We start from the raw sequence: 23,566 nt of genomic DNA on the forward strand, positions 1-23,566 counted from the left end.
GGGAACAAAGAGCACGCTTCTGTTAATTCGTTACGTCCATGTTTATTGGTCTTCGTCACCTTTTTCAAAAGTACTGATGGCGACACCGAGAAGTTTGGGACCGGAATGAACCAAGAGTGTTGGGCTTACGGAGCCCATATAAATCTCACGTACGTTTTCAAACTCGCTAAATTTGCTCTTTAGCTTCTCAGCTTCTTCTTCCGCCCGATTGTGAAAGATCGCGATGGTTGCGCGGGTAGACTCCATTTGCTTCATAATGGGCTGGAGCATTTTACGAAGAGCTTGTTTTTGACCTCTTGCAATCGTATGAGGAACAAATTTCCCTTCCTCATTGGGGGTGATGATAGGCTTGATGTTGAGTAGCGAGCCAATTGAGCTGGTGACTGTACCAATGCGCCCGCCTTTCTTTAGATACTCTAGTGAGTCTAAGACGAAATAACCTTTCACCTTCTTCTTCACTTCATCGATCTTATCTACGATTTCTTGGAAATCGAGCTGCTGTTGAATGAGGCGAGCAATTTCCAATATGATGAGACCCAGCTCCCACGACAGTGAACTGGAATCAATGACTTTGATGTTCATATCATAACCCTCAGCGGCAAGGCGAAAAGTGTTGAACGTTCCACTCATTGCGGCAGAGATAGGAACGACAATACAGTGCGTAAATCCATTATCTTGTAGACGTTGAAAGGTAGCATGGATATCTTCTGGTGAAGGCATCGAAGTGGTCGGAATCTCTTTATCTAATTGGTCAGCTACCTCAGCCGACGTAATATCCACTCCATCGCGATATTCTCCATGGGAGAAGTTAATACGCAGAGGTATAATTTCGATATTCCATTTTTCTACTAAATCTTTAGGTAAATCACAGGAGCTGTCTGTGATCAAGGCGATACGAGCCACCCTATTCCCTCCTTGGATAAAACAATGTATTTGTGACGTAATGGTTGGGTGGTCGGGAGCGAGAGTAGGTCACCTTGTTTAATGGATGACAGACTCTTTTATCACGAACAGACATAGGTTGGGTTTCCTTCACACCCATATAACGTCAAGGAAAGCAGGGTACCTTGTTTTCATACAAGCAGTACCCTCCAATGTTCTATTAGTATAATCATAAGTGATTCGTTGTTTCAAGAAAGATTCTCAGTAGCAGGTAGTTGCCTATTGGATTGTCACTCTTTTCATCCTGATTGGCTGTGAAGAAGTGAAGATCCGGATGAATAGACAGGAAAGGGAGATGCACTTGAAAAGTGTAAATTAGGAGAAGTTTTCGTTTGGAGTTAGCGGTATAATCATATTACAGAGGAGTTCCAAGTATCTTATCTGTGATCACCATAGGTGTGGAGTCGTTCTAAACTAATGTAAAGAGGGCATGCAATGAGTATCTTCAAAGATTTAGCTTGGTTTTTCAAAAAAGAGAAAAAGATGTATTTCTTCGGAGTAGTGATTCTTTTTGTAGTCGCTTTGTTAGAGTTGTTTCCTCCTTATGTGATTGGTCGGGTAGTGGACGAGATTGCTGCGCAGAAAGTAACGGCATCATTCTTTTGGAAGTGGATGCTTCTCTTGGCTGGTGCTGGCGTATTGATGTACGTCCTCCGTTATCTCTGGCGGATTCTTATCTTTGGAGCCTCATTTCGGTTAGGAAAGATGTTACGTCAACAGTTATTGGCTCATTATGCGCGGATGTCCCCTGCTTTTTATAATAAACACCGTACGGGGGATCTCATGGCTCATGCGACCAACGATGTGCAGGCTGTACGGGTGACAGCAGGTGAAGGCGTGTTGATGTTCATGGACTCGCTGACCATGGGGGGACTTGTGGTTATAGCGATGGCGGTTTGGATAGATTGGCGCTTAACTTTGGTCTCCTTACTTCCGATGACGGTGATGGCGTTAGCCATAAGCCGCTTTGGGAAGATGACCCACAAACGTTTTCTAAAGGCACAAGCCGCTTTTTCGGACTTAAATGATAAAGTTCAGGAAAATACTTCTGGAGTACGTGTCATCAAAGCTTTTGGCAGTGAGGAAGCAGAGAAAACATCGTTTCGAGCTTTGTCAGAGAGAGTGGTTGCCAAAAATATGGCCGTGGCCCGGGTAGAAGCCTTGTTTACTCCTACGATTTCCATGATGGCGGGTTTGTCCATGTTTTTGGCGATTTCGTTTGGGTCGTATTTGGTTGTACAAGGGAGTATCACTCTTGGCAAGCTCTTTCAATTTTCTGGGTACTTAAGTTTACTGATCTGGCCGATGTTGGCTTTCGGGTTTTTAGTGAACATTTTGCAACGTGGGCGAGCCTCGTACGACCGAATTCGCTCTCTATTAGAGATCGAGGAGGATATTCAGGAGAGCAATCAAGCCGTAGATTTTCCTCCAACGGGAGAGATTCATCTGAATATCGAGAGCTATACGTATCCCCAAGCCGAAGAGCCAGCGTTATCCCAAGTGGACGTGACTGTGAGAGCAGGAGAGACATTGGGGATCGTGGGGAGAACGGGCAGTGGAAAAACGACACTTTTCCGCTTGTTGTTACGTGAGTTTGAATGTGATGAGGGCATAATCGAAATCGGGGGACGTTCGATTACAACCTACCGTTTGTTTGCATTGCGCTCCGCCTTCGGTTACGTTCCTCAGGATCATTTTCTTTTCTCTGCTACCATCGCCGATAATATCGCTTATGGAAAGCCAGGGGCGACGAAGAAAGAGATCGAAGAGGTTGCCCGTGTGGCACAGATTCATGAGGACATTCTCCTGTTTGAGCATGGTTACGAGACGATGGTGGGTGAAAGGGGAGTGACGCTGTCTGGTGGACAAAAACAACGGTTAGCCATTGCCCGGGCACTTTTGATTAATCCGGAAATTCTTATTCTGGATGATTCCTTATCGGCAGTGGATGCCAAGACGGAAGAAAATATTCTTCAGCAACTACGAATGTTTCGTCGCGGGAAGACCACGTTGATTGCAGCCCATCGATTAAGTGGAATTGAACATGCCCAGCAGATTATTGTACTGGACGGAGGGACAATTGTGGAAAGGGGCACACATCAGGAGCTACTAGCCCTGGATAGATGGTATAAGCGCATGTACAAACAGCAGCAATTGGAGTCGATGATTCAAGAAGGAGGGGAAGGATATGGCGATAAAGCGCATCCTGGCCTATCTTAATCCCCATCGCCGTTCACTGATGATTGCTTTCCTGCTTTTATTTTTTGCGACGGGAGCGGAAGTGACTGGTCCCATTCTGGTACAGGTTTTTATCGATGAGTACCTTACTCCGGGTTACTTTCCTTGGCTTCCCGTTGTTACACTGGCAGGCGGGTATCTATTTTTACGGATCATTTCCACCAGTATGCAATATTTTCAACAACTCCGCTTTTTCCAGATTGCTTTTTCCGTGATTCAACAGCTACGAATCGATGTGTTTAATCATGTGCAACACTTGGGTCTCTCTTATTTCGATCGCATACCTGGAGGGGCGTTGGTCTCGCGGATCACCAATGATACAGAGGCAATTAAGGAGCTTTTTGTCAGTGTGTTGTCCACGTTTGTGCAGAATATCGTTTTAATTATAGGGATTTTTGCTGCACTGTTCTTGCTTGATGCACGACTGGCCCTTTATTGCTTACTGTTGCTTCCTTTGATTTATGGATTGATGGCCACTTATCGGCGGTTAAGTTATCACGTTTATCGCGTGGTGAGACAAAAGCTAAGTGATTTAAACGCGATGTTAAGTGAGTCCATTCAAGGCATGAATATGATTCAAGCAATGCGACAGGAGGAACGCTTACAAAGGGAGTTTGAGGAAGTAAATGACCAACACTATGAAGCGAATATGAAAAATACACGCCTCAATGGTTTGCTCTTACGTCCGGCTGTTGATTCGCTTTATCTCTTAGCGGTCATTTTTACCCTGACCTACTTTGGAGTATGGCTGGAGGCGAGTAGTGTACAAATCGGGGTGATGTATGCGTTTGTCAGTTTACTGGATCGCATGTTTGAACCAGTCAATCGCATGATGATGCAACTTCCCTTTTTGCAACAATCGCTCGTTTCTGCCTCACGTGTGTTTCAGTTGTTGGATGAGGAGGAGAAAGCCCCACAGCAAGAGGGGGAAGCGAGTCCATCGATTGGAGAAGGGCGTATTGTATTTGATCGGGTTTCCTTTTCGTATGATGGGAAGCATGAGGTATTAAAAGAAATTTCCTTTACGGCAGAACCGGGTGAGACTGTGGCCATTGTGGGTCACACAGGAAGTGGGAAAACATCGATCATTAATCTATTGATGCGGTTTTATCTTGTGGAGAAAGGGAAAATTACGATAGACGGAGTGAATCTTTCTTCTTTCCCTGATCGGGAATTGCGTACCAAGATGGGGTTGGTGCTACAAGATCCTTTTTTGTTTGTCGGCACAGTGGAGGAAAATCTGCGTCTTGCACGTACGGAAATCACCGATGAACAGATCAAGGAAGCGGCCCAATTTGTTCAAGCAGAGCCGATCATTCAGAAACTACCTAATGGTTATCAAGCGTGGGTGGGGGAACGAGGAGCTTCGTTTTCCAGTGGAGAGCGGCAACTACTCTCCTTTGCTCGTACCATGGCTTCCTCCCCGAGCATTTTGATCTTGGATGAAGCCACAGCCAGTGTGGATACGGAAACCGAAGAGAAAATACAGACGGCACTAAATAAAATGCGTGCGGGTCGAACGACCATTGCGATTGCCCATCGCTTATCTACCATTAAAGATGCTGACCAAATCCTTGTGTTGCATCAAGGTGAGATCGTGGAAAGAGGGGCGCACCAAGAGCTACTCTCACATAAAGGGTTGTACTATAACATGTACCAATTGCAACAGGGGTTAGCGGAAAAGGCAGTAGAGTGAAAAAACCCTTCCTCGGTTGCTTTTCATTCAGGGAATGTGGATCAATTTATTGAGATCGACTATGTACTCTTTATAGTTTTGAAGTAGTAGGAGGAAACCACCATGAGTCAATATAAAAAACCAGATCAAGCCGAATTAAAAAAGAAATTAACACCGATGCAGTACAAAGTAACGCAGGAGAATGGAACCGAATCTCCATTTACAGGGGAGTATTGGAACAATGAACGTGAGGGGATCTATGTGGACATTGTCTCTGGAGAGCCTCTCTTTAGCAGCAAGGATCAATATGACGCTGGCTGTGGTTGGCCTAGCTTTACGAAGCCGATTACGAAGAAAGAGATCAAAGAAAAGGAAGATTTAAGTCATGGGATGGTGCGAACAGAGGTAAGAAGCGAGAAAGCAGATTCCCACTTAGGACATGTCTTTCCCGATGGACCGGGGCCAGAAGGGCTCAGGTATTGTATTAATGCGGCAGCACTTCGCTTTATACCGCGGGAAGATTTGCAGAAAGAAGGGTATGGAGAGTACGTAGGATTGTTTGAGGAAGAGTGAACGATCAGTTGAGATTGGTATAGGAGAGGCCTGAAGAAGCGATGTGAAATTGGTCTGTAGCTTCTTCAGGCCTCTGTATGAAGAACATGGTTCATCTTTATCTCTTCTCTCCCATCAAAATTTCACCAGCATGCTGTAGACGATCATCAATGGCGTTGATTTTATCTCGTGTTTCAAAAATCGCCTGCTTCATTGCGGGTAAGTCGGCGAGGATGGCTTTGATATCAACCAACTGATGATTCATCACATCCAGGCGTTGGTCATGTTTATCCAGACGTTGTTCAACATTCTCAAAGCGTAGGTCAATGGCATCGAAGCGTTGATCGTGCTTGTCCAGACGCTGATCAATGGCATCAAAGCGTTGATCGTGCTTGTCCAGACGCTGATCAATGGCATCGAAGCGTTGATCGTGCTTGTCCAGACGCTGATCAATGGCATCGAAGCGTTGATCGTGCTTGTCCAGACGCTGATCAATGGCATCGAATCGTTGATCATGCTTGTCCAGACGCTGATCAATGGCATCGAATCGTTGATCGTGCTTGTCGAGTCGCAGGTCAATCTTATCCAAGCGATGGATGATTTTTAGTAACAGTTCTTCACTCATGAATCTCCCTCCTCTCACGGTTTTTGCTCTTTATTCTCTCTATCTATTGTATCCCGCTTGCGAAAAATAGGGAAGTTTTCCGCAAAGATTTAGGGATGGTCTTCTCTTTTTCTATAAGGATTTATAGAAAGTGAAAATAGGATGTGGTATGATACAGACGGTTGGAATTCCTTTTTCTTGACTCGCAATAGCAAACGGTAATTTACCCCAAATTTGAAGAGGCGATCACGGATTTTAAAGAGCATAACACAACGATTGCAACGGATTTCTTCATTTGGAGGGCTTTCTGGTCTCAATTCTGTACGATTAATTTTATCGTTTACCTTTTGTGGGTTAAGGAAAAATAACTGATAAATGGAGTAGTTGGGGGTATCACGATGGCAACCGAGAAAAATGGAACAGGAACACCTTGGGAACAATTTTTTGGTCCGAATCTCGGCTACATAATCGAGCAATACGAGCAATATGCCGTAGATCCAGACTCGGTTGATGCGGATTTAAAAGAGTTGTTCCAGCAATGGGGTCCCCCTTCGGTTTCGCAGGACAGTCGTTCTGTCGCTGTGCCTTCCGCTCAATCAACCGTTGATTTGAGCAAGGTTGTACAAGCGGAGAAGATGGCACAAAACATCCGTACTTACGGACACTTGGCTGCTAAGATTGACCCGCTGGAAAATCGGAATGAGGGTAATTACCAAGTATTAGAGCCGGAGATGTATGGATTGACGGAACAAGACTTGAGTCAAATTCCTGCACATGTGATTTGGCCGGAGGCGCCAGCGCATGTTCATACCGGGTTGGATGTGATTCAAAGACTGAAGGAAGTCTATTCTCAGTCGCTCGCGTATGAATTTAATCACGTATATAACTTAGAAGAGCACCAATGGCTAACCAGTGTGGTAGAGTCAGGCGAGATTACACGTAAGCTATCCAAAGAAAAGCGTCTATCCGTATTGGAACGATTGTTACAAGTAGAAGGGTTTGAGCAGTTCTTGCACAAGACCTTTGTGGGTCAGAAGCGCTTTTCTGTAGAAGGGGTGGATATGCTCGTCCCTTCACTGGAAGAAGTGATTTATCAAAGCGTTCATTTCGGTGTACGCGATGTCATGATCGGGATGGCGCATCGCGGTCGTTTAAATGTGCTCGCTCATATATTGGGCAAGCCGTATGAAGCCATTTTTTCTGAGTTTCACCATGCGCCCAACAAAGAATTGGTTCCATCAGAAGGGTCGATGGGAATCAACTATGGTTGGACAGGAGATGTGAAATATCATTTGGGAGCCAACCGTGAGATAGATCATTCGAGTGATACGGTACAGGCGCGTGTCTCTCTTGCGAACAACCCCAGTCACTTGGAATTTGTTAATCCAGTGGTGGAAGGGTTTACCCGAGCTGCACAAGAAGACCGGAGTGAGCGCGGATATGCGAAGCAAGACGTCACCAAAGCATTGGCTATTCTCATTCATGGCGATGCAGCGTTCCCAGGAGAAGGAATCGTGGCAGAGACGCTTAATATGAGTCAGTTGGATGGGTACCAGACAGGGGGTACCATTCATATTATTGCCAACAACCGCATCGGATTTACAACGGAGAGTTCGGATGCACGCTCAACGAAGTATGCTAGTGATCTGGCGAAGGGATTTGAGATCCCGATTGTACACGTCAATGCAGATGATCCGGATGCTTGTTTAGCGGCGATGCACCTTGCTTGTGAATACCGGGTCCGTTTTAATAAGGATTTCGTCATCGACCTGATCGGTTATCGACGATACGGACATAATGAGATGGATGATCCTTCTGCGACACAACCGCAGATCTACACAAAGATTAATCAACATCCCACAGTCCGTCATCGGTATGCTGAGAAGTTAGAGGCGGAAGGGCTCATCACACCAGATACGATCAAACAGAAAGAACAAGAAACACAGAACAGACTTTCAGAAGCGTATCAAGCGATGAAAGAAGGCAAGACCGAAAAAGAGGAATGGAGTCCCAATAAGCTGAAGCCGCTATCGCGACGCTTACCCAAAGTGGAAACGGGCGTGAAAAAAGAAGCGCTTCAGTCCCTTAATGAGGAACTCCTGCAGTCGCCTGAGAACTTTAAAGTTTACCCTAAGGTGGAACGAGTTCTTAAGCGCAGAGCGGATGCGTTAACCAAAGAAGGCAAGGTAGACTGGGCATTAGCGGAGACATTAGCATTTGCCTCCGTTTTGGAAGATGGTACACCAATTCGACTGACGGGTCAGGATTGTGAACGGGCCACTTTTGCCCATCGTCATTTGGTCTTGCATGATGCTAACAATGGGGATACGTATTCTCCTCTTCATCAGATTCCACAAGCGAATGGGTCATTTACGATCTTTAATAGTCCATTATCCGAGGCTTCTGTATTGGGCTTTGAGTATGGTTACAATGTACTGGAGCCGAACACGCTGGTGTTGTGGGAAGCTCAATATGGGGACTTTGCAAATGCCGGACAGGTGATCTTTGATCAATTTATTTCCGCAGGGCGTGCAAAATGGGGAGAATCCTCCAGCTTGGTTATGCTCCTTCCTCACGGATATGAAGGACAAGGTCCGGAACACTCCAGTGCTCGCTTGGAAAGGTATTTGCAATCCGCAGCGGAAAACAACTGGATTGTTGCTAACATGACGAAATCGTCACAGTACTTCCATATTCTTCGTAGACAAGCGGCGATTACGGGCACAGATGAAGCACGACCGTTGGTGATTATGTCACCGAAGAGCCTTATCCGTAACAAACGGGTAATCTCTGATTTAGCTGATTTTGAAACGGGATCTTTCAAACCGGTGCTGGAACAACCCGGTCTAGGAGAAAAACGGAGTAAAGTGAAGCGACTCGTCCTATGCAGTGGGAAGATTGCTGTCGATCTGGAGACAGAGCTGGAATCGATGGACGAAAAACCGGAGTGGCTACACATTGCACGTTTAGAACAACTTTATCCCTTCCCGGCTGAAGAATTGCAAGGGATATTGGAGCGCTTTAAGCAGTTAAAAGAGATTGTGTGGGTACAAGAGGAACCCGCCAATATGGGCGCCTGGTCGTACGTAGAACCACGGATTCGCGATATTGCGCCTCGAACGGAGATTAAGTACGTGGGTCGTCCAGAGCGCTCCAGTACGGCTGAAGGCTTCCCAGATATGCATAATGCAGAACAACAACGGATCTTTTCATCCGTCTTTCATCTAAACTAATGCTGTCGACAAACATTTGAAGAAGGGGGTAAGGAAAGTGATTGAAATTAAAGTACCAGAATTAGCAGAGTCAATCACGGAGGGTACGATCGCCACCTGGACGAAAAAAGAAGGCGACTCCGTCGCAGAAGGCGATGTCTTATTGGAACTGGAAACGGACAAGGTAAACCTTGAAGTGAATGCCGAGAATAGCGGTGTATTAAAAAATATCCAGAAGCAAGAGGGCGATACGGTCGAAGTAGGAGAAGTGATTGCTTACCTTGCAGAAGGTGGAGAAGCAGCAGCTCCTGCAAAAGAGTCAAAAGAGGAACCAGCGAAGTCCGCGCCTCAAGAAGCGGAAGAGGATACCACTTCAAATCAAGAAGCACCCTCCGATTCCAGTGATCTGGATCATGCAGTAAGTGGCTCTCCTTCTGCACGCAAACAAGCGCGCAAGCGAGGCCTGGATTTAAGTGATGCACCATCCAACGAAAAAGTGACCAAAGAGGATGTTAAGGGATACACCGAGGAAAAAACGCCATCTCCAGCGAAGAAGGCTGCACCGGCACAAACAGATGGGAACAAAGAGTCCGCTACAAATAATGATCGTCCGATTGAACGACAACGCATGTCCCGTCGTCGTCAGACGATTGCCAAGCGTTTGGTGGAAGCGCAACAAACGGCAGCCATGCTGACCACCTTTAATGAAATCGATATGACAGCGGTGATGGAGCTACGTAAACGCCGCAAGGAATCTTTCAAAGATCAGCACGATGTGAACCTCGGCTTCATGTCTTTCTTCACGAAAGCCGTTGTGGGTGCACTCAAAGCGTATCCTCTGGTCAATTCTGAAATTCAAGGGGATGAGCTCCTCCTGAAGAAGTTCTACGATATCGGAATTGCTGTTTCTACGGAGGAAGGCTTGGTCGTTCCCGTTGTACGGAATGCAGACCGTCTCAGCTTTGCAGGAATTGAGAAAGAAATTGTCAACTTGGCGCAAAAAGCTCGTTCCAACTCACTAACATTGAAGGAACTAACAGGAGGCACCTTCACCATTACCAATGGCGGGATCTTCGGTTCACTTCTATCAACACCGATTCTCAATTCGCCACAGGTAGGCATTTTGGGTATGCATAAAATCCAGATGCGTCCGGTAACTGTGGGCGACACGATGGAAAACCGTCCGATGATGTACATCGCACTCTCTTATGACCATCGCATTATCGATGGAAAAGAAGCAGTTAGCTTCTTGGTGAAAATTAAAGAAATGTTGGAGGATCCAGAGGTGCTATTGCTAGAAGGCTAATCTTTATAGCCCTTTGTGGAACTCTTGCATTATGAATGTAGGAAAAGCCGTCTCTCCTAGATAGGAAAGGCGGCTTTTACTTTTACCTTTTTATGTCATCCTCTATTTCTTAGGATATTGTTTTTGTTTGTCAAGATATTTGGCGAAAGAAGGATTTTGTTTGGCTTGCCATGCTTGTTTTTTGCGTAACTGTTTCAGATAAGCTTTATATTCTGCAAGTTTTTTATTGGATGAAGATGGGTCATTGCATCCACAACTCAGATGGATCACCCCCTTGCTAACTATTGTATGTGAATGAGAGGTTTGAGGATTGTATGTTCCATTCCAATATTTTTACTACTCTATTTTTGTTAAGATAGATGTAGTTTACGCAAAATGATTCTTCCCCAATGGGTGGAATAGGAGCAAAGAAAGTGGTGACGGATGATGGCAAAGATGATTCCAGAGAAAATCAAGAAAGGGGCGACCGCTGGCGAACGCCTTCTTTTTCAGACATTCAAAGCCTATTTACCAGAAGAAACCATCGTCTATTATGAACCGGATATTCAAGGGAAGCGACCTGATTTTGTTGTGATGAGTCCAGATATGGGGCTGTTGGTCCTAGAAGTGAAGGATTATCGCTTACGGACATTACAGGACATCAACCCGAATGAGTGGCGCATTGTGACGCGTGAGGGAAGAGAGCAGGTTGTCAAACATCCGATTTTGAGTGCACGTGACTACGCTTTTCAGATAGAAAAACGCCTAAGAAAAGATTTGCAGTTACTACAAAGCGAGGGACGTTATGCCGGCAATCTCAAATTTCCTTATGGTTATGGTGCGGTTTTTGCCGGATTGAAAAGAGCCGACTTTGAAAAGCATGAAGCACTTCAGGAAGTGATCGACCACGATCTCATCCTTACTCGAGAAGAAATCGATCCTACATATGATCAGTTTTCTATGATTCTTCTAAAGAAAAAATTAGAAAATATGTTTACCGTCCCATTTCCTTGTCCAACACTGCATCCTGTGGATATGCAACGTATTCGCTTTCACCTCTTTCCAGAAGTTCGCATTCGGGCAGAGACCTCCAAAGTAAACACCCATGATCAAATCTTATTATCCCTCGACAAATTGGAGACGATGGATGTTCATCAAGAGAGTTTGGCGAAGCAGGTAGGCGAAGGACATCGCTTGATTCGGGGAGTGGCTGGCAGTGGAAAGACCTTGATTTTGGCGGGTAGAGCATCCCTATTGGCTAAGACAAACCCCGATTGGAAGGTCCTTGTTCTTTGCTTTAACATATCCCTTGCCAATTACATACGACAGATGTTAGTACAAAAGATGAATGAGCCGACTTCCCTTTTTGATTTTGTGGGAGATGACTCAAAGGAGAGTCCTTTGGGCGATTCACTTCATGTCTATTATTTTCATGAGTGGCTAAAAAAAGAGTTGAAGATCGGTGAAGAGCAGATTTTACCAGAGATCGAAAAGTTAGAGCAGTCAACGAGTCAGCTTCCTCGTTACGATGCGATCTTAATCGATGAGGGACAGGATTTCCCAGCAGAGTGGTTAAAGCTGATTGCCGGTCTTTTAAAGCCAGAAACAGGCTCCCTTCTGATGGTGGAAGATCGTGTGCAGACGATCTATGGAAAGAAGCGTAGTCTGCGTCGGGAGATGGGATTGGATTTTCGTGGACGCTCACGTATTCTCTCTATCAATTATCGGAATACGGCCCCCATTGTGCAATTCTCTTGGAATTTCTATCAAGAGTTTAAAGGAATCGATAGCGAAGCGGAATCAGGTAACGAAGAGGTGGAGATTATTCCTCCACAAACCACGTCCCGTCAAGGGCCAGCTCCACTTATTTCCTCTTTCTCTTCTTTTCAAGAGGAAGTGGAATGGGTAGCGGAGAGCATTCACCGTTTGCGGAAGGAGAGCCAAGTACCGTTTTCGCAAATGCTCATTCTCTATCGGGTTAAACAGTATTCCAGTCTGGACGTGATCAAAGTATTGTTGTCTACGCTGAAGCAGAAGGGTATCCCAACCACATGGATCACGAGGGATGCCAAGAGCAAACGTCAATTTGATCCGCAAGAGCCGACAGTGAAAGTGAGTACGATTGAGAGTAGCAAAGGACTCGACTATGAAGCCGTCTTTGTCGTGGGTGCTCATCACCTCCCTCTGAAATGGGAAAAAGATAAAGAGAAAGAAGTCTCTCTCTTTTATATTGCCTTGACCAGAGCGAAAACCCATTTGATGATTAGTTATTCAGGTCAATCAAGCTTCACCGCTTACTTGGATGGATTTAAAGCAAGTGATATGAGGAAATTCCCGGTGGGGAGAGGGGGAGGGAGATGAGTAGTAGAAAGGAAGCTAATAAAGGGATCTTCATCCGAGGAGAGGGAACCCCTATCTTGATGATCCATGGTTTTTCCATGGATCATGTGATGATGAAGTCCTGTATGGAGCCACTTTTTACAGAGGGCGATGGTTGGAAGAGGATTTATGTAGACTTACCAGGGATGGGGCAGTCAGTAGCTCCTTCGTGGATGCAAAGCTCAGATGATGTCGTGACATGGCTATTGTCTGTCGTCGAAGAGAAGATTGGGAGCCAGCCTTTTCTCGTTGTAGGGGAATCTTATGGAGGTTATCTTGCTCGTGGCGTGTTAGCGAAACGTAAGGAACAAGTAGCTGGGATGGCACTCATTTGTCCCGCAGTCTATGCACGCAAGAGAGAGCGTACCCTCCCCCAGCGACAAGTGCTTCACAAGGATGAGGAGATGCTTAACCAGTTGTCAAAGGAAGAAAGAAACGCTTTTGAAACCTATTCCGTTGTGCAGGACAGGGATTCTTGGGAGCGCTTTCGTGATGAAATTTGGGAGCCTTCACACCAATCAGATGCTGCGTTCTTAAAGCGACTCAAAAGAAATTATCCTTTCTCCTTTGCGTTGGAGGAAGGTTCTCCTTTTGTGAATCCCGTCTTGATTCTAACGGGCAAACAGGATGCTATTACTGGCTATGAAGATGCATGGTCCCTGACTGAATACTATACACGAGCGAGTTACGTAGTATTGGATCGCACGGGACACCTTTTGCAAATGGAACGACCAGAAGTTTTTACTACCTTGATGAAGGAGTGGTTAACAAGGGTGGGAGTGCAAGATGTGGAACGTAGCGTAGGCGATGACTGAGAGAGGTGAGGTTCGGAACTGCTCTTCATGTTACCTCTTATTTTGTCGAAGCATCCCTTGTTATTCATCCTTAGGGGGACAGACACCCAGAACGAAAGGGCCACTCGACACGTATGGTGCATTAGGACCAATAGAAGGGATGAAGCACCATGAACGAAAAAGATTTGGCTCTCTTTCGGACTTGGCTATGTGACTTTTGGTATCAACCGTATGATGAGGTGCAAAGTATCTCGCGTGGCGCTTGGGAAGAGCACAAGTGGAATGTGAAAGAGGGTTTTAATCGCGAACCGGAGAAGGAAGATAGCGGTGTGAAGGAATCAACCCTGGGAATGATTGAGCCTTTTATCCAATATGGGCTGTCTGAAGCGAAGAAGTCTCCTTTGGATAAAGTCATGCGCGAAGTTGCGGCGATCGCATACTTATTGGGAAAGGGCTATGATCCCAATACGGCTTATGGAATCGTGGAGTCATGGAGGGTAAATCGAACCCGCTATGAGCGGGATTTTTCACGTAGGTATCCCTCCCCTTCTCCAATTCAGAATCCATTACCAGAGAGCCCACACAGAGAGAGCGGAAATGAGAGTCAGAACCAGTTGGATAGTGGGAATTGGGAGAGCAAGGAACACCATCGCAATGAGAACGTATACAACCAGAATAGGGAACGTACCCCATCAGAATGGCCAAGGTATCATGATGATTGGTATGAAAGGGATAGTAGTAGAGGTTATAGTAATGGCGACAACAGACGAGGGTATGGTTGGGAACACGATCGCTGGGGACAACCGTATGGGAACCATTGGAGGGGTGGAGGCTATCAAGCTGACGAAGCGGATGAAGATGGACGTCGTACCCATCATAGGCAGGAAGGATCGTATGCACCCAACCACCTGTACTTTTGGAAGTGATCACTTAGTTGAATCCTCTTCTGTTGGCGTGATAGATTGCTCGACTTCATCAGCTATGCTTAAATAGGAGTACGATGAAGGAAAGAGAACAACCTGAGGAGAGGATTCTCTAATGCCATTAACCAAGCCCAGAAAAAATTTAGTGATGTTTGATTCAGACCGACCTTTTCTTCTGCACCTCTGGCAACAATCGATGAGAGACGGCATTATTGATATAGCAGCCGCCCTTGCTTTTTACTATTTGTTTTCCATTTTTCCTTTATTAATTTTTTTGATCTCATTGCTCTCTTACTTCTCCTTTGAGGTAGAACAGGTTTTAAGTACTTTGCCTTATATGGCACCAGAGCAAGTGAGTGATGCTATTAAAGAAACGATGGCATCGATCCAAACAAGTGGTAGTTTTATTTCATTTAGCTTCTTACTGACGATATGGATTGCTTCGAAAGCCGTTAATGGAATGATTCGTGGATTGAATCAAGCGTATAACGTAATTGAGACGCGTAATTTTATCTATGTACGCTTTTTATCCATTGGCTTAACCATTGCCATGGTGTTTCTGATTGCCTTTACCCTTGCGTTGCCCGTTTTTGGTCGTGTACTCTTGCCTTTCATTCAAGATATTGTCCCTAATCCGGAACATTGGGGATTAATGTATAACCTCCTACGCTGGGGAGTGGGAGTAACGACGATGATGGTTGTGCTGTTTTGCATCTATTGGATTGCCCCCAATGAAAACCTCCCCTTCCGTAAAATTATTTGGGGAACCCTGTTTGCTACGATGGGGTGGCAGTTAATCTCGATTGGATTTTCCTTCTATCTTCAATACTTTGGTAATTACTCTGCTACCTATGGTAGTCTTGGTGGGGTAATGGTACTACTGATGTGGTTTTTCTTAATGGCACTCATGATCCTGGTGGGAGGTGAGATTAACGCCACCTTGTATCAGCGCAAGTTGGGTTTGCATCGGATGGAGAAAAAGAGTGCTTAGGTTCGATTAGCGCAAAAAGGGCAGAGAATAGTAGTGTAAACCAGACAAAGAGAAGTGAGTGGCAAAGTCATTTTCCATCAAAGTATATAAGGTATAAAGAGAGATAGGATAGACGAATATAGGTAGACAACAAGTCAAGGAGATACGGTAGATGAAGGAACAAGTGATTGTCGTAGGAGGAGGACCAGCGGGACTGATGGCAGCGGCAGCTGCAAGTCAGCATGGAGCCCGTGTCCTACTCATCGAAAAAGGAGAAAAACTAGGCAGGAAACTGGCGATTTCAGGAGGGGGTCGCTGCAATGTGACCAACCGCAAGCCACTTGATGAACTGATTCGCTATATACCAGGGAACGGACGATTTTTGCATAGTGCCTTTTCCAACTTTAATAATGAAGATATTATCTCTTTTTTTGAAGAGCTAGGAGTTGCGCTAAAGGAAGAAGATGAAGGGCGGATGTTTCCCATTAGTGACAAAGCACAGTCGGTCGTAGATGCCCTCATTGAAAAACTGAAGAAGGCAGGTGTGCAATTTCAGTTAAATACGCCTGTCAAACAGTTATTATATGCTGCAGATCAGCGAGTGATTGGAATCGAGCGACAAGATGGAAAGAAAATAATGGCGGAAGCTGTCATTGTGGCAGTAGGTGGAAAGTCGGTGCCCAAGACGGGTTCGACCGGTGATGGATACGCATGGGCGCAGGCTGCAGGCCATACCATTACCGAGTTATATCCGACAGAGGTTCCTTTAACTTCGGACGAGCCCTTTATTCAAGAGAAACAACTGCAAGGTCTTTCTTTACGGGGTGTTGAGCTGAGCGTTTGGAATCCAAAAGGGAAAAAGCTGGTCACCCATCGTGGGGACATGATCTTTACCCATTTTGGCTTGTCGGGTCCTATCGCGCTGCGTTGCAGTCAATTTGTTGTAAAAGCACAGAAAAAGTTTGATTTGGAGAAAGTGCGGCTTACATTAGACTGGGTTCCGAACTTATCGCTAGAAAGAGTGCAACAGGAGTGGTGGTCACGTCTTTCTAAAGAACCCAAGAAAGCGATTCGCAATGTACTAAAGCCATTATTGCCCGAACGCGGTCTTCAAATATTGTTGGAGAGAGCGGAGTTGGATGGTGGATTGGTATTTGATAATCTGTCAAAAAAGAAGTGGAGTACTTTTTGTCAGCTGGTTAAATCTTTTCCCATCGACATTAATGGAACACTGCCCCTGGACAAAGCATTTATTACGGGAGGCGGAATCCATTTGAAAGAAGTTCATCCGGGGACCCTTCAATCTAAATTTATGCAGGGGCTTTATTTTTGTGGTGAAATTTTGGATATCCATGGATATACAGGTGGATACAATATCACGGCGGCTTTTGCTACAGGATTTTCTGCAGGAAAGCATGCGGCCGATAACTTATCTTCCTCGGTTTCTCCTTGAGAGATTCTGAGTCGTGGATCATGGAGCGAAGGGAGATGCGCCCATCAACCACGCTATGAAAGAACCAGATGCTCCCATGCTAGCTGGTGGCGTGTGGGGGTGGGCCTTGAGTCAAAGACAAGGATCAAAGAATGATACAGCTATGAATGTAACGATCGACTGCTAGAACGTCTGAACGGAAGAGCAGTATATACCAATAGAGGAGCCGGGAAAATGTGTATTATTCTATTCGCTTATAAAGTTCATCCTCGCTATCCTCTTATCGTGGCGGCTAACCGTGATGAGTTTATTGATCGTCCTACAGAGAAAGCTCATTTCTGGCCAGATGCTCCAATTTTAGCTGGGCGCGATGGGGTGAGTAAAGGAACATGGATGGGAGTGAACCGCCGAGGCAAATTTGCGGCTGTGACCAACTTTCGTGATCCGCAACAGGAGGGAGGAAAACGCTCGCGTGGAGAGCTGGTTTCGGATTTTTTGAGAAGCGATTTATCCCCGCAAGAGTATTTAGCAGAAGTGGCGTTACGCAAAGAGAAGTATCAAGGATATAACTTGTTAGTGGGAGATCGTGAATCACTCTGGCATTTTAATAACCGAGAAGGAGTCATACAAGAAGTGGAGAAGGGAATCCACGGGGTTAGCAATGCCTTTCTCAATACACCCTGGCCTAAAGTAGAGAAGGGGAAAAGGGAGCTAGAGTCATGCATTCAAACCATGGATGAGACAGCACCTGACGTCGAACCTTTCTTTCACGTATTACGCTCGGCAGAACCGGCTCCGAAAGAGAGTCTACCAGATACAGGAGTAGGAGCAGAGATAGAAGAAAAGCTTTCCCCGCTCTTCATTCAAATTCCTGGCTATGGGACACGCTCCTCATCGCTGATATGGCTGGAAGAGGAGCGCGTGAGTCTGCTGGAACGTACCTTTGTTGAGGGAGAGGTTCAGGCAGAAGTGAGCGAGTGGATGTGGCTTACGTCATCCATGGAGTAAAAGTTAATGATGACAATCGACTATATGGCCATTGTCATCCGAAAGGAGCGGTTTATACTCGAATGGACTGGTTTAAAAATGGTATGGATAAGCTCTGGAACATGGGTTTTTGGATAGATATCGCTTGGTTTCTGTTGTTTCTCGTGATTATTCTTGGCATACGTAGTTCTCTTAGTGCGATGATTGATCGAATGGAGAGTGAAAAGCAAGATTCTCATCCACTTTTAAAACCTTTTTTTCAGTCAATGGTTAATGGTGTTACAACATATGGAACTCTCATCTTTGCACTGGTTTATTTTGCAGATTCAAAATGGGTCTTTGCTGAAATGTTTTCTTTGAGTGGTGTTGAAATTTCCTTGTTTCTGTTGATGATCGTTGCACTGATTATCCTCTTTACGCACCGAGTAGCAAAAATGATTATCCATTATTTATTGCCTTCTATTTATCAACGGTATCATTTGGATCGAGGAATTCGCTTCTCCTTTGATCGTGTCTTTTATTATATAGCTATGGTGGCGGCGGCCTTCGTCAGTTTGACTACTTTGGGAATCGATTTAAGTGCGCTTACGGTTTTTGCTGGTTTTTTGGGTGTAGGTCTGGGCTTTGGTATGCAAAACATCATGTCCAACTTTATTTCGGGTTTGATCTTGTTGTTTGAACGGCCCATTAAAGTGGGAGATCGCGTGAAGATACAAGATGTAGTTGGAGATGTAGAAAAGATCAATATGCGAGCGACGATTATTAAAACATTGGACAATGAACGCATTATTATGCCTAACTCTTATTTCTTAGAAGAGCAAGTGGTTAATCGCTCGTACGACGATCCACGTTTACGAGTCGTTATTCCGGTTGGGGTAGCATATGGGTCAAATGTACCCTTGGTTAAGAAAATATTGGAGCAATCGGTTGAGGAAGAAAAGAAGAAGAATGCGGTGGTTTTAACGAACCCGGCTCCTTTTGTGAATTTCATTGGCTTTGGAGCCTCGTCGCTTGATTTCGAGTTGTTTGTATGGATTAATGACCCGACTTACTTGGTTCAAGTCCGAAGTGACTTCTATTTTCGTATCCATCGCCTTCTGGTTGAGCACAACATTGAAATTCCCTTTCCTCAGCGCGATTTGCATATTCGTAGTATGGACAAGAAGATTCAGCACTTGATAGCAACGGAACGGAGCTCTTCGGAGAAGAAATGATCAGGAGCGAGACTAGACTGCACGACTTTCTCACGCTTTTGGTTTGAGTACTTAAGATCCTTACGACCCTCATCCTTATTGGTAGATGAGGGTTTTTTAATATGGAGTTGAACCTGGCAATCGATGGGGAGAACCTCAAATCTATCACCTGACAGGGTCTGATATAATAGAAATATTCCTTTCAGAGCATATTTTTGTGTATCATTTACATAGAGGAAGTGATCGTTATGACGCTTGGTGGCCGATGGACAGCTCATACAGTGGCCCGGGTCGCTCTTTCCTTTGTATGGATTTGGGAAGGGTTAGTCCCTAAAATACTTTTTCCATCTACGGAAGAGATTCAGTTGGTGAACCAGACGGGACTTGCATGGTGGGAAGCATCTACTTTTCTCCCCTTTCTCGGTGGATGTGAAATCGTTCTTGGGTGTTGGATTTTGTCTGGATATCGAATACGCTGGGCTGCTAGGGTTTCTTTGGGAATGTTACTCTTCTTTTCCTTGGTTCTGCCTTGGTTTGAGCCTTCTTTATTGACCCATCCTTTTGGAGCCATTACGAAAAATGCCGGCTTGATTGCCTGTTCATGGATCATAGGGAGACAGCTTAGGGAGGAAGAGAAATGATGCGTCGTTGGTTGTTATTTATCTTGATTGCTGTAGGAGGCTCCGCCATTTATGGAGGGAGTTTAAGTCTGGTATTCCCTTTGTGGAAAATAGATACAGGAGCACAGTGGTTGATCTATTCAGCAGGAGGAGGATGGCTTGTATTTCTAGGAGGGAGTTGGGTGCTTCAACGTCAGAAGCTTTCTTTCCCTTTTCTATTGGATGCTAGTTTGGCGACGATGTCCTATGGTATTGCTGTATTAATGTTTGCTTCATTAAGCAATCTGCTTATCATGGTGTTTGCGCTAACTGGGGGGTGGATCATGTGGTGGAATATAGGCATGATTCTTCTTTCCAATGTGGTTATGGCGAGGCAAGTGATGAAGCGCTTCGCTCTGAAAAGAGTACCGCCAAAAGTATCCTTTTCCCTCTGGATGGTTTTACTCAATGGATCAGGTGCACTCTTCTTTTACTGCTTTAAGGAGGTTTTACTATGAAGAAAAATCCGCTCACCATGCTGGGAACGTTAGAGGAATGTTATTTGTTGATGTATCGTTGCCCACCTGAGTTTATTCGCCCTCATGTACCCGACTGCTTTCACTTATTAACCTATGGAGGAGAAGCGATCATTGGAATCGTCGTCTCGCGACTGAAAGGAATGCGACCGGCCCCTTTTCCTGGATGGATGGGAGTAGGGTATCATCATATTGCTTACCGGGTGTATGTCACATGGAAAGAAGGAGCGGGGCTCTATTTCCTCCGCAGTGATGCCAATAGCCGTATGATGAGCTTGGCAGGAAATTGGATGACGGACTTTCACTTTCATCACGCGAATATGAAGTGGCAGGAATCTGGAGATCAGAAGAGGATGCTCATTACACATTCTTCTGATGGAAAGGGGGAGGCGGATCTTTCGCTTCGCCTGAATCAAGAGGGAAAGAGACCGGAAAACTCCCTGTTTTCCTCTACAGAAGAGGCGATGGAGATGTTGCGCTATGAGCCATATGGGCTGTCGTACCAACCGCTTAAGAGAAGAGTCAATCGCGTTCAGGTAACGCGTGATGAAAGGAAATGGAAAGAGCGAGCGATTAAGGTGGAGCGTGACGAATGGAGCTATCTGGATGCATTGACGGAAGGAAAGGCACAGCTGGAACTGGCGATTGCGGTGGACCGTATTCCTTATCGTTGGGAAAAAGGAGAAGAGTTCGCTTTATAATCATAGAAATTGAGAAAGAGACAAAAAGCGGTCCACGAAGGATCGCTTTTTTATTGGAACAAACGTATAAGTTAAAGAAATAGAATATGGACGACCTGTTCGCGGATACCATTCCTGCACCTAGTGCGTACTTTAGAAATAATGAAAGGGTGTGAGGATATGGATAGAAAACAAAGACGGATGACGGAACAACCTCTTGATCGTAGTGGGGCGAAGGAACTAAGCGGAGAAAATAAGTTGATTTTTGCACCGGCAGATTCCCAAGAGAATGCGCTTTTTCTTGGGAAGGGGGAAGGATATACCCTCTTTATGTATCGTCACAAAGTTGTGTTTACAAGAGACGATCCATTTCAAGAAGAGAGTATCTCCCTATTCCTTGAACAGGTGAAGTTTGACCAAGTACGAGGGCGTCGGCCGGTGAGGGTAATGAAGAAAGGAAACGATGGAGAGAGAAGGGTTTGGGCGTATCAAGAATTGGTTTATGAAAACATTTGGCCCTCGGTTGACCTCGTCTTCTACGGAAAAGAGAAACGGCTAAAATATGATCTCATTCTTCATCCAGGTGCTGATTTGCAAAACGTGTGGTTCTCATTTGAAGGAATGGAGCAGCTTTTTATAGATCAAAATGGTGATTTGAACCTGCAGACGAAAAAGGGGACATGGAGTGATCAAAAACCTGTCAGCTACCAGTTTACCGATGGAAAACTAGTAACCATTCCGACCAACTATGTGCAAAGGAAAAACCGCATCGGCTTTGAACTGGAAGGGGATTATGATGCAACCCTTCCTTTAGTGATTGATCCTGTCGTATTTTATTCGACCTTTCTTGGCGGAAGCGGAGAGGACGAGGGGGCTTCTGTTGCCGTTAACTCCTCGGGCGAGGCTTATGTAACGGGTGAAACCATGTCGACGAACTTCCCCATCACAGCAGGTGCATTTCAATCAACCTTTCAAGGAACGCGCGATGTTTTTGTCACGAAATATAATTCCTCTGGAACAACGCTCCTTTACTCCACCTATCTTGGAGGAAGTGGGGACGATGAAGGAGAAGGGATTGCGGTTGATCTTACAGGAAATGCCTATATTACTGGGATGACAACCTCTTCTAATTACCCGATAACGATGGGGGTTCTCCAAACGAGCTTGCAAGGAGCGGTAGATGCAATGGTCACTAAGTTGAACCCGACTGGAACCTCACTACTCTACTCTACTTTTCTCGGAGGGAGTGGAAGCGATGAAGGGCAAGGGGTTGTTGTGGATGATTTGGATCAGGCGTATGTGACTGGATTTACTAATTCAACCAATTTCCCTGTTACCTCTGGTTCCTTTCAATCGGTATTAAGTGGAACGTTGGATGCATTTGTCGCCAAACTGAATGCACAGGCAAGTTCCCTTGTCTACGCTACCTACCTTGGGGGAACTTCCTCTCAAGAAGCCGAAGCCATTGCCATTGATTCGGATAATAATGCGTATGTAACTGGCTTTACCGATTCAGTTGACTTTCCGACAACGTTCTTTGCTTTTCAAGGTTCTTATCAGGGAGGTCCGTCGGATGCCTTTGTGACCAAACTAAATCCGGACGGAACAGGATTAATCTATTCGACCTACCTTGGTGGAAGCGGAGAAGAGCAGGGAGAAGGCATTGGAGTGGATGTTGCAGGGAATGCGTATATTGGCGGATTTACCAATTCAACGAATTTCCCTACGACTGGAGGTGCATTTCAAGGAAGTAAGGGGGCAGGGAAGGACGCATTTGTCACCAAGTTAAATGGAGCAGGATCAGCTCTTAGTTACTCGACATTTATGGGCGGTTCTGGTGATGATGAAGCGGAGGACCTTGCTGTCGACCAATTTGGCAATGCTTCCATTACAGGCAGTACGCAATCAACGGATTATCCCCTCACATCCGATGCGTTCCAAGTACGTTTACGTGGACCATCCGATGCGTTTATTACCCAACTTAGTTTTGCCGGCACGGGAATCTCCTTTTCCTCCTATCTAGGTGGATCCGGCAATGATCAAGGAGAAGGAATTGCGGTCGATTCTTCTACCAATATCTATGTAACTGGGCAGACGCAGTCAACCGATTTTCCAACGACGTCTGCAGCTCAGCAAACCCTTTATGGTGGAGTGGAGGATGCCTTTGCAATCAAGTTGGGGCCACTTGCCATTCCGGGTCCAACAGGACCAACGGGTCCGACAGGTCCACGAGGTCCGCGAGGTCCCCGTGGTGCAAGAGGTCCCCGCGGCATGGGTGGAGAAATTGGCGGCTAAGGGATAGCGTACAGAGACGTTATCTGATCGATGGAGTCGGGTGAAGCATAGGAGAGGATTGTTGGTAAGGATAGAAGCAGATCAATTCAATCGTTGGTAGGTGGGAAGAGGGTACTCCTCGTTATATGACCTTGTGTACTGTTGCGGTAATGGTTATAAAAATGGGGTCCCTCTCCTGTCGCTAGCGATGGTAAAAGACGAATGGTGAACAGGATAATGAAAACTTCCTAAAACGATGGCGCTAAACGTGAAAGGAGTCTGGTGGTGCAC

At 45.5% G+C, this 23,566-nt stretch carries 18 protein-coding genes; 16 read left to right on the forward strand and 2 right to left on the reverse strand.

All coding sequences use genetic code 11. The annotated features are described in order from the left end of the window. Positions 1-42: 42 nt before the first annotated feature. Positions 43-903 carry a DegV family protein gene (locus tag AC6RGY_RS11465; protein ID WP_499863160.1) on the reverse strand — a complete coding sequence of 287 codons (861 nt, stop codon included), beginning with the start codon at positions 901-903 and terminating at the stop codon, positions 43-45. A gap of 474 nt (positions 904-1,377) precedes the next feature. Between AC6RGY_RS11465 and AC6RGY_RS11470 the strand changes: the two genes are divergently transcribed. The 3 genes from AC6RGY_RS11470 to msrB all read left to right on the forward strand — a co-directional run bounded on the left by AC6RGY_RS11470 (position 1,378) and on the right by msrB (position 5,428). Continuing rightward, on the forward strand, positions 1,378-3,162 hold the full coding sequence (locus tag AC6RGY_RS11470; protein WP_499863161.1) for an ABC transporter ATP-binding protein: 1,785 nt from the start codon (positions 1,378-1,380) through the stop codon (positions 3,160-3,162). After that, positions 3,131-4,876 (forward strand): ABC transporter ATP-binding protein, encoded by a 1,746-nt coding sequence (locus tag AC6RGY_RS11475; protein ID WP_499863162.1) that lies wholly within the window; start codon positions 3,131-3,133, stop codon positions 4,874-4,876. The genes AC6RGY_RS11470 and AC6RGY_RS11475 overlap by 32 nt, the downstream gene beginning before the upstream one ends. Positions 4,877-4,978: 102 nt before the next feature. After that, positions 4,979-5,428 (forward strand): peptide-methionine (R)-S-oxide reductase MsrB, encoded by a 450-nt coding sequence (gene msrB, locus AC6RGY_RS11480; protein WP_499863163.1) that lies wholly within the window; start codon positions 4,979-4,981, stop codon positions 5,426-5,428. 97 nt (positions 5,429-5,525) lie between these two features. Here the strand turns inward: msrB and AC6RGY_RS11485 are convergent, their stop codons facing one another. Continuing rightward, positions 5,526-6,050 carry a hypothetical protein gene (locus AC6RGY_RS11485; protein ID WP_499863164.1) on the reverse strand — a complete coding sequence of 175 codons (525 nt, stop codon included), beginning with the start codon at positions 6,048-6,050 and terminating at the stop codon, positions 5,526-5,528. 359 nt (positions 6,051-6,409) lie between these two features. Between AC6RGY_RS11485 and AC6RGY_RS11490 the strand changes: the two genes are divergently transcribed. The 13 genes from AC6RGY_RS11490 (at position 6,410) to AC6RGY_RS11550 (ending at position 23,296) form a co-directional block, all read left to right on the forward strand. Beyond that, positions 6,410-9,244 (forward strand): 2-oxoglutarate dehydrogenase E1 component, encoded by a 2,835-nt coding sequence (locus AC6RGY_RS11490; RefSeq protein ID WP_499863165.1) that lies wholly within the window; start codon positions 6,410-6,412, stop codon positions 9,242-9,244. A gap of 37 nt (positions 9,245-9,281) precedes the next feature. After that, entirely contained in the window at positions 9,282-10,529 is a 1,248-nt protein-coding gene (gene odhB / locus AC6RGY_RS11495) for a 2-oxoglutarate dehydrogenase complex dihydrolipoyllysine-residue succinyltransferase (protein WP_499863166.1), read from the forward strand. Between the two features lie 426 nt (positions 10,530-10,955). Beyond that, positions 10,956-12,869: a 3'-5' exonuclease gene (locus tag AC6RGY_RS11500; protein ID WP_499863167.1), complete on the forward strand. Its 1,914-nt coding sequence runs from the start codon at positions 10,956-10,958 to the stop codon at positions 12,867-12,869. Then, positions 12,866-13,702 carry an alpha/beta fold hydrolase gene (locus AC6RGY_RS11505; protein WP_499863168.1) on the forward strand — a complete coding sequence of 279 codons (837 nt, stop codon included), beginning with the start codon at positions 12,866-12,868 and terminating at the stop codon, positions 13,700-13,702. Before AC6RGY_RS11500 ends, AC6RGY_RS11505 begins: the two co-directional genes overlap by 4 nt. 149 nt (positions 13,703-13,851) lie before the next feature. Further along, entirely contained in the window at positions 13,852-14,607 is a 756-nt protein-coding gene (locus AC6RGY_RS11510; protein ID WP_499863169.1) for a hypothetical protein, read from the forward strand. Positions 14,608-14,719: 112 nt separating this feature from the next. Then, the gene (locus AC6RGY_RS11515) at positions 14,720-15,595 is read left to right on the forward strand and encodes a YihY/virulence factor BrkB family protein (RefSeq protein ID WP_499863170.1); all 876 of its coding nucleotides are present in this window, start codon (positions 14,720-14,722) and stop codon (positions 15,593-15,595) included. 151 nt (positions 15,596-15,746) lie between these two features. Next, a complete protein-coding gene (locus AC6RGY_RS11520; RefSeq protein ID WP_499863171.1) occupies positions 15,747-17,027 on the forward strand; it encodes a BaiN/RdsA family NAD(P)/FAD-dependent oxidoreductase in 1,281 nt (426 codons plus the stop codon). A gap of 213 nt (positions 17,028-17,240) precedes the next feature. After that, positions 17,241-18,014 carry an NRDE family protein gene (locus tag AC6RGY_RS11525; protein ID WP_499863172.1) on the forward strand — a complete coding sequence of 258 codons (774 nt, stop codon included), beginning with the start codon at positions 17,241-17,243 and terminating at the stop codon, positions 18,012-18,014. Beyond that, positions 17,984-19,207 (forward strand): mechanosensitive ion channel family protein, encoded by a 1,224-nt coding sequence (locus AC6RGY_RS11530; protein WP_499863173.1) that lies wholly within the window; start codon positions 17,984-17,986, stop codon positions 19,205-19,207. The genes AC6RGY_RS11525 and AC6RGY_RS11530 overlap by 31 nt, the downstream gene beginning before the upstream one ends. Before the next feature lie 227 nt (positions 19,208-19,434). Then, the gene (locus tag AC6RGY_RS11535) at positions 19,435-19,827 is read left to right on the forward strand and encodes a DoxX-like family protein (protein WP_499863174.1); all 393 of its coding nucleotides are present in this window, start codon (positions 19,435-19,437) and stop codon (positions 19,825-19,827) included. Further along, the gene (locus AC6RGY_RS11540) at positions 19,824-20,303 is read left to right on the forward strand and encodes a hypothetical protein (RefSeq protein WP_499863175.1); all 480 of its coding nucleotides are present in this window, start codon (positions 19,824-19,826) and stop codon (positions 20,301-20,303) included. The genes AC6RGY_RS11535 and AC6RGY_RS11540 overlap by 4 nt, the downstream gene beginning before the upstream one ends. After that, entirely contained in the window at positions 20,300-21,022 is a 723-nt protein-coding gene (locus AC6RGY_RS11545) for a DUF2071 domain-containing protein (RefSeq protein ID WP_499863176.1), read from the forward strand. Before AC6RGY_RS11540 ends, AC6RGY_RS11545 begins: the two co-directional genes overlap by 4 nt. A 159-nt stretch (positions 21,023-21,181) precedes the next feature. Continuing rightward, complete coding sequence (locus tag AC6RGY_RS11550) at positions 21,182-23,296, forward strand: SBBP repeat-containing protein (RefSeq protein ID WP_499863177.1); 2,115 nt, start codon at positions 21,182-21,184, stop codon at positions 23,294-23,296. Positions 23,297-23,566: the final 270 nt, after the last annotated feature.

The sequence above is a fragment of the Mechercharimyces mesophilus genome (assembly GCF_059818345.1).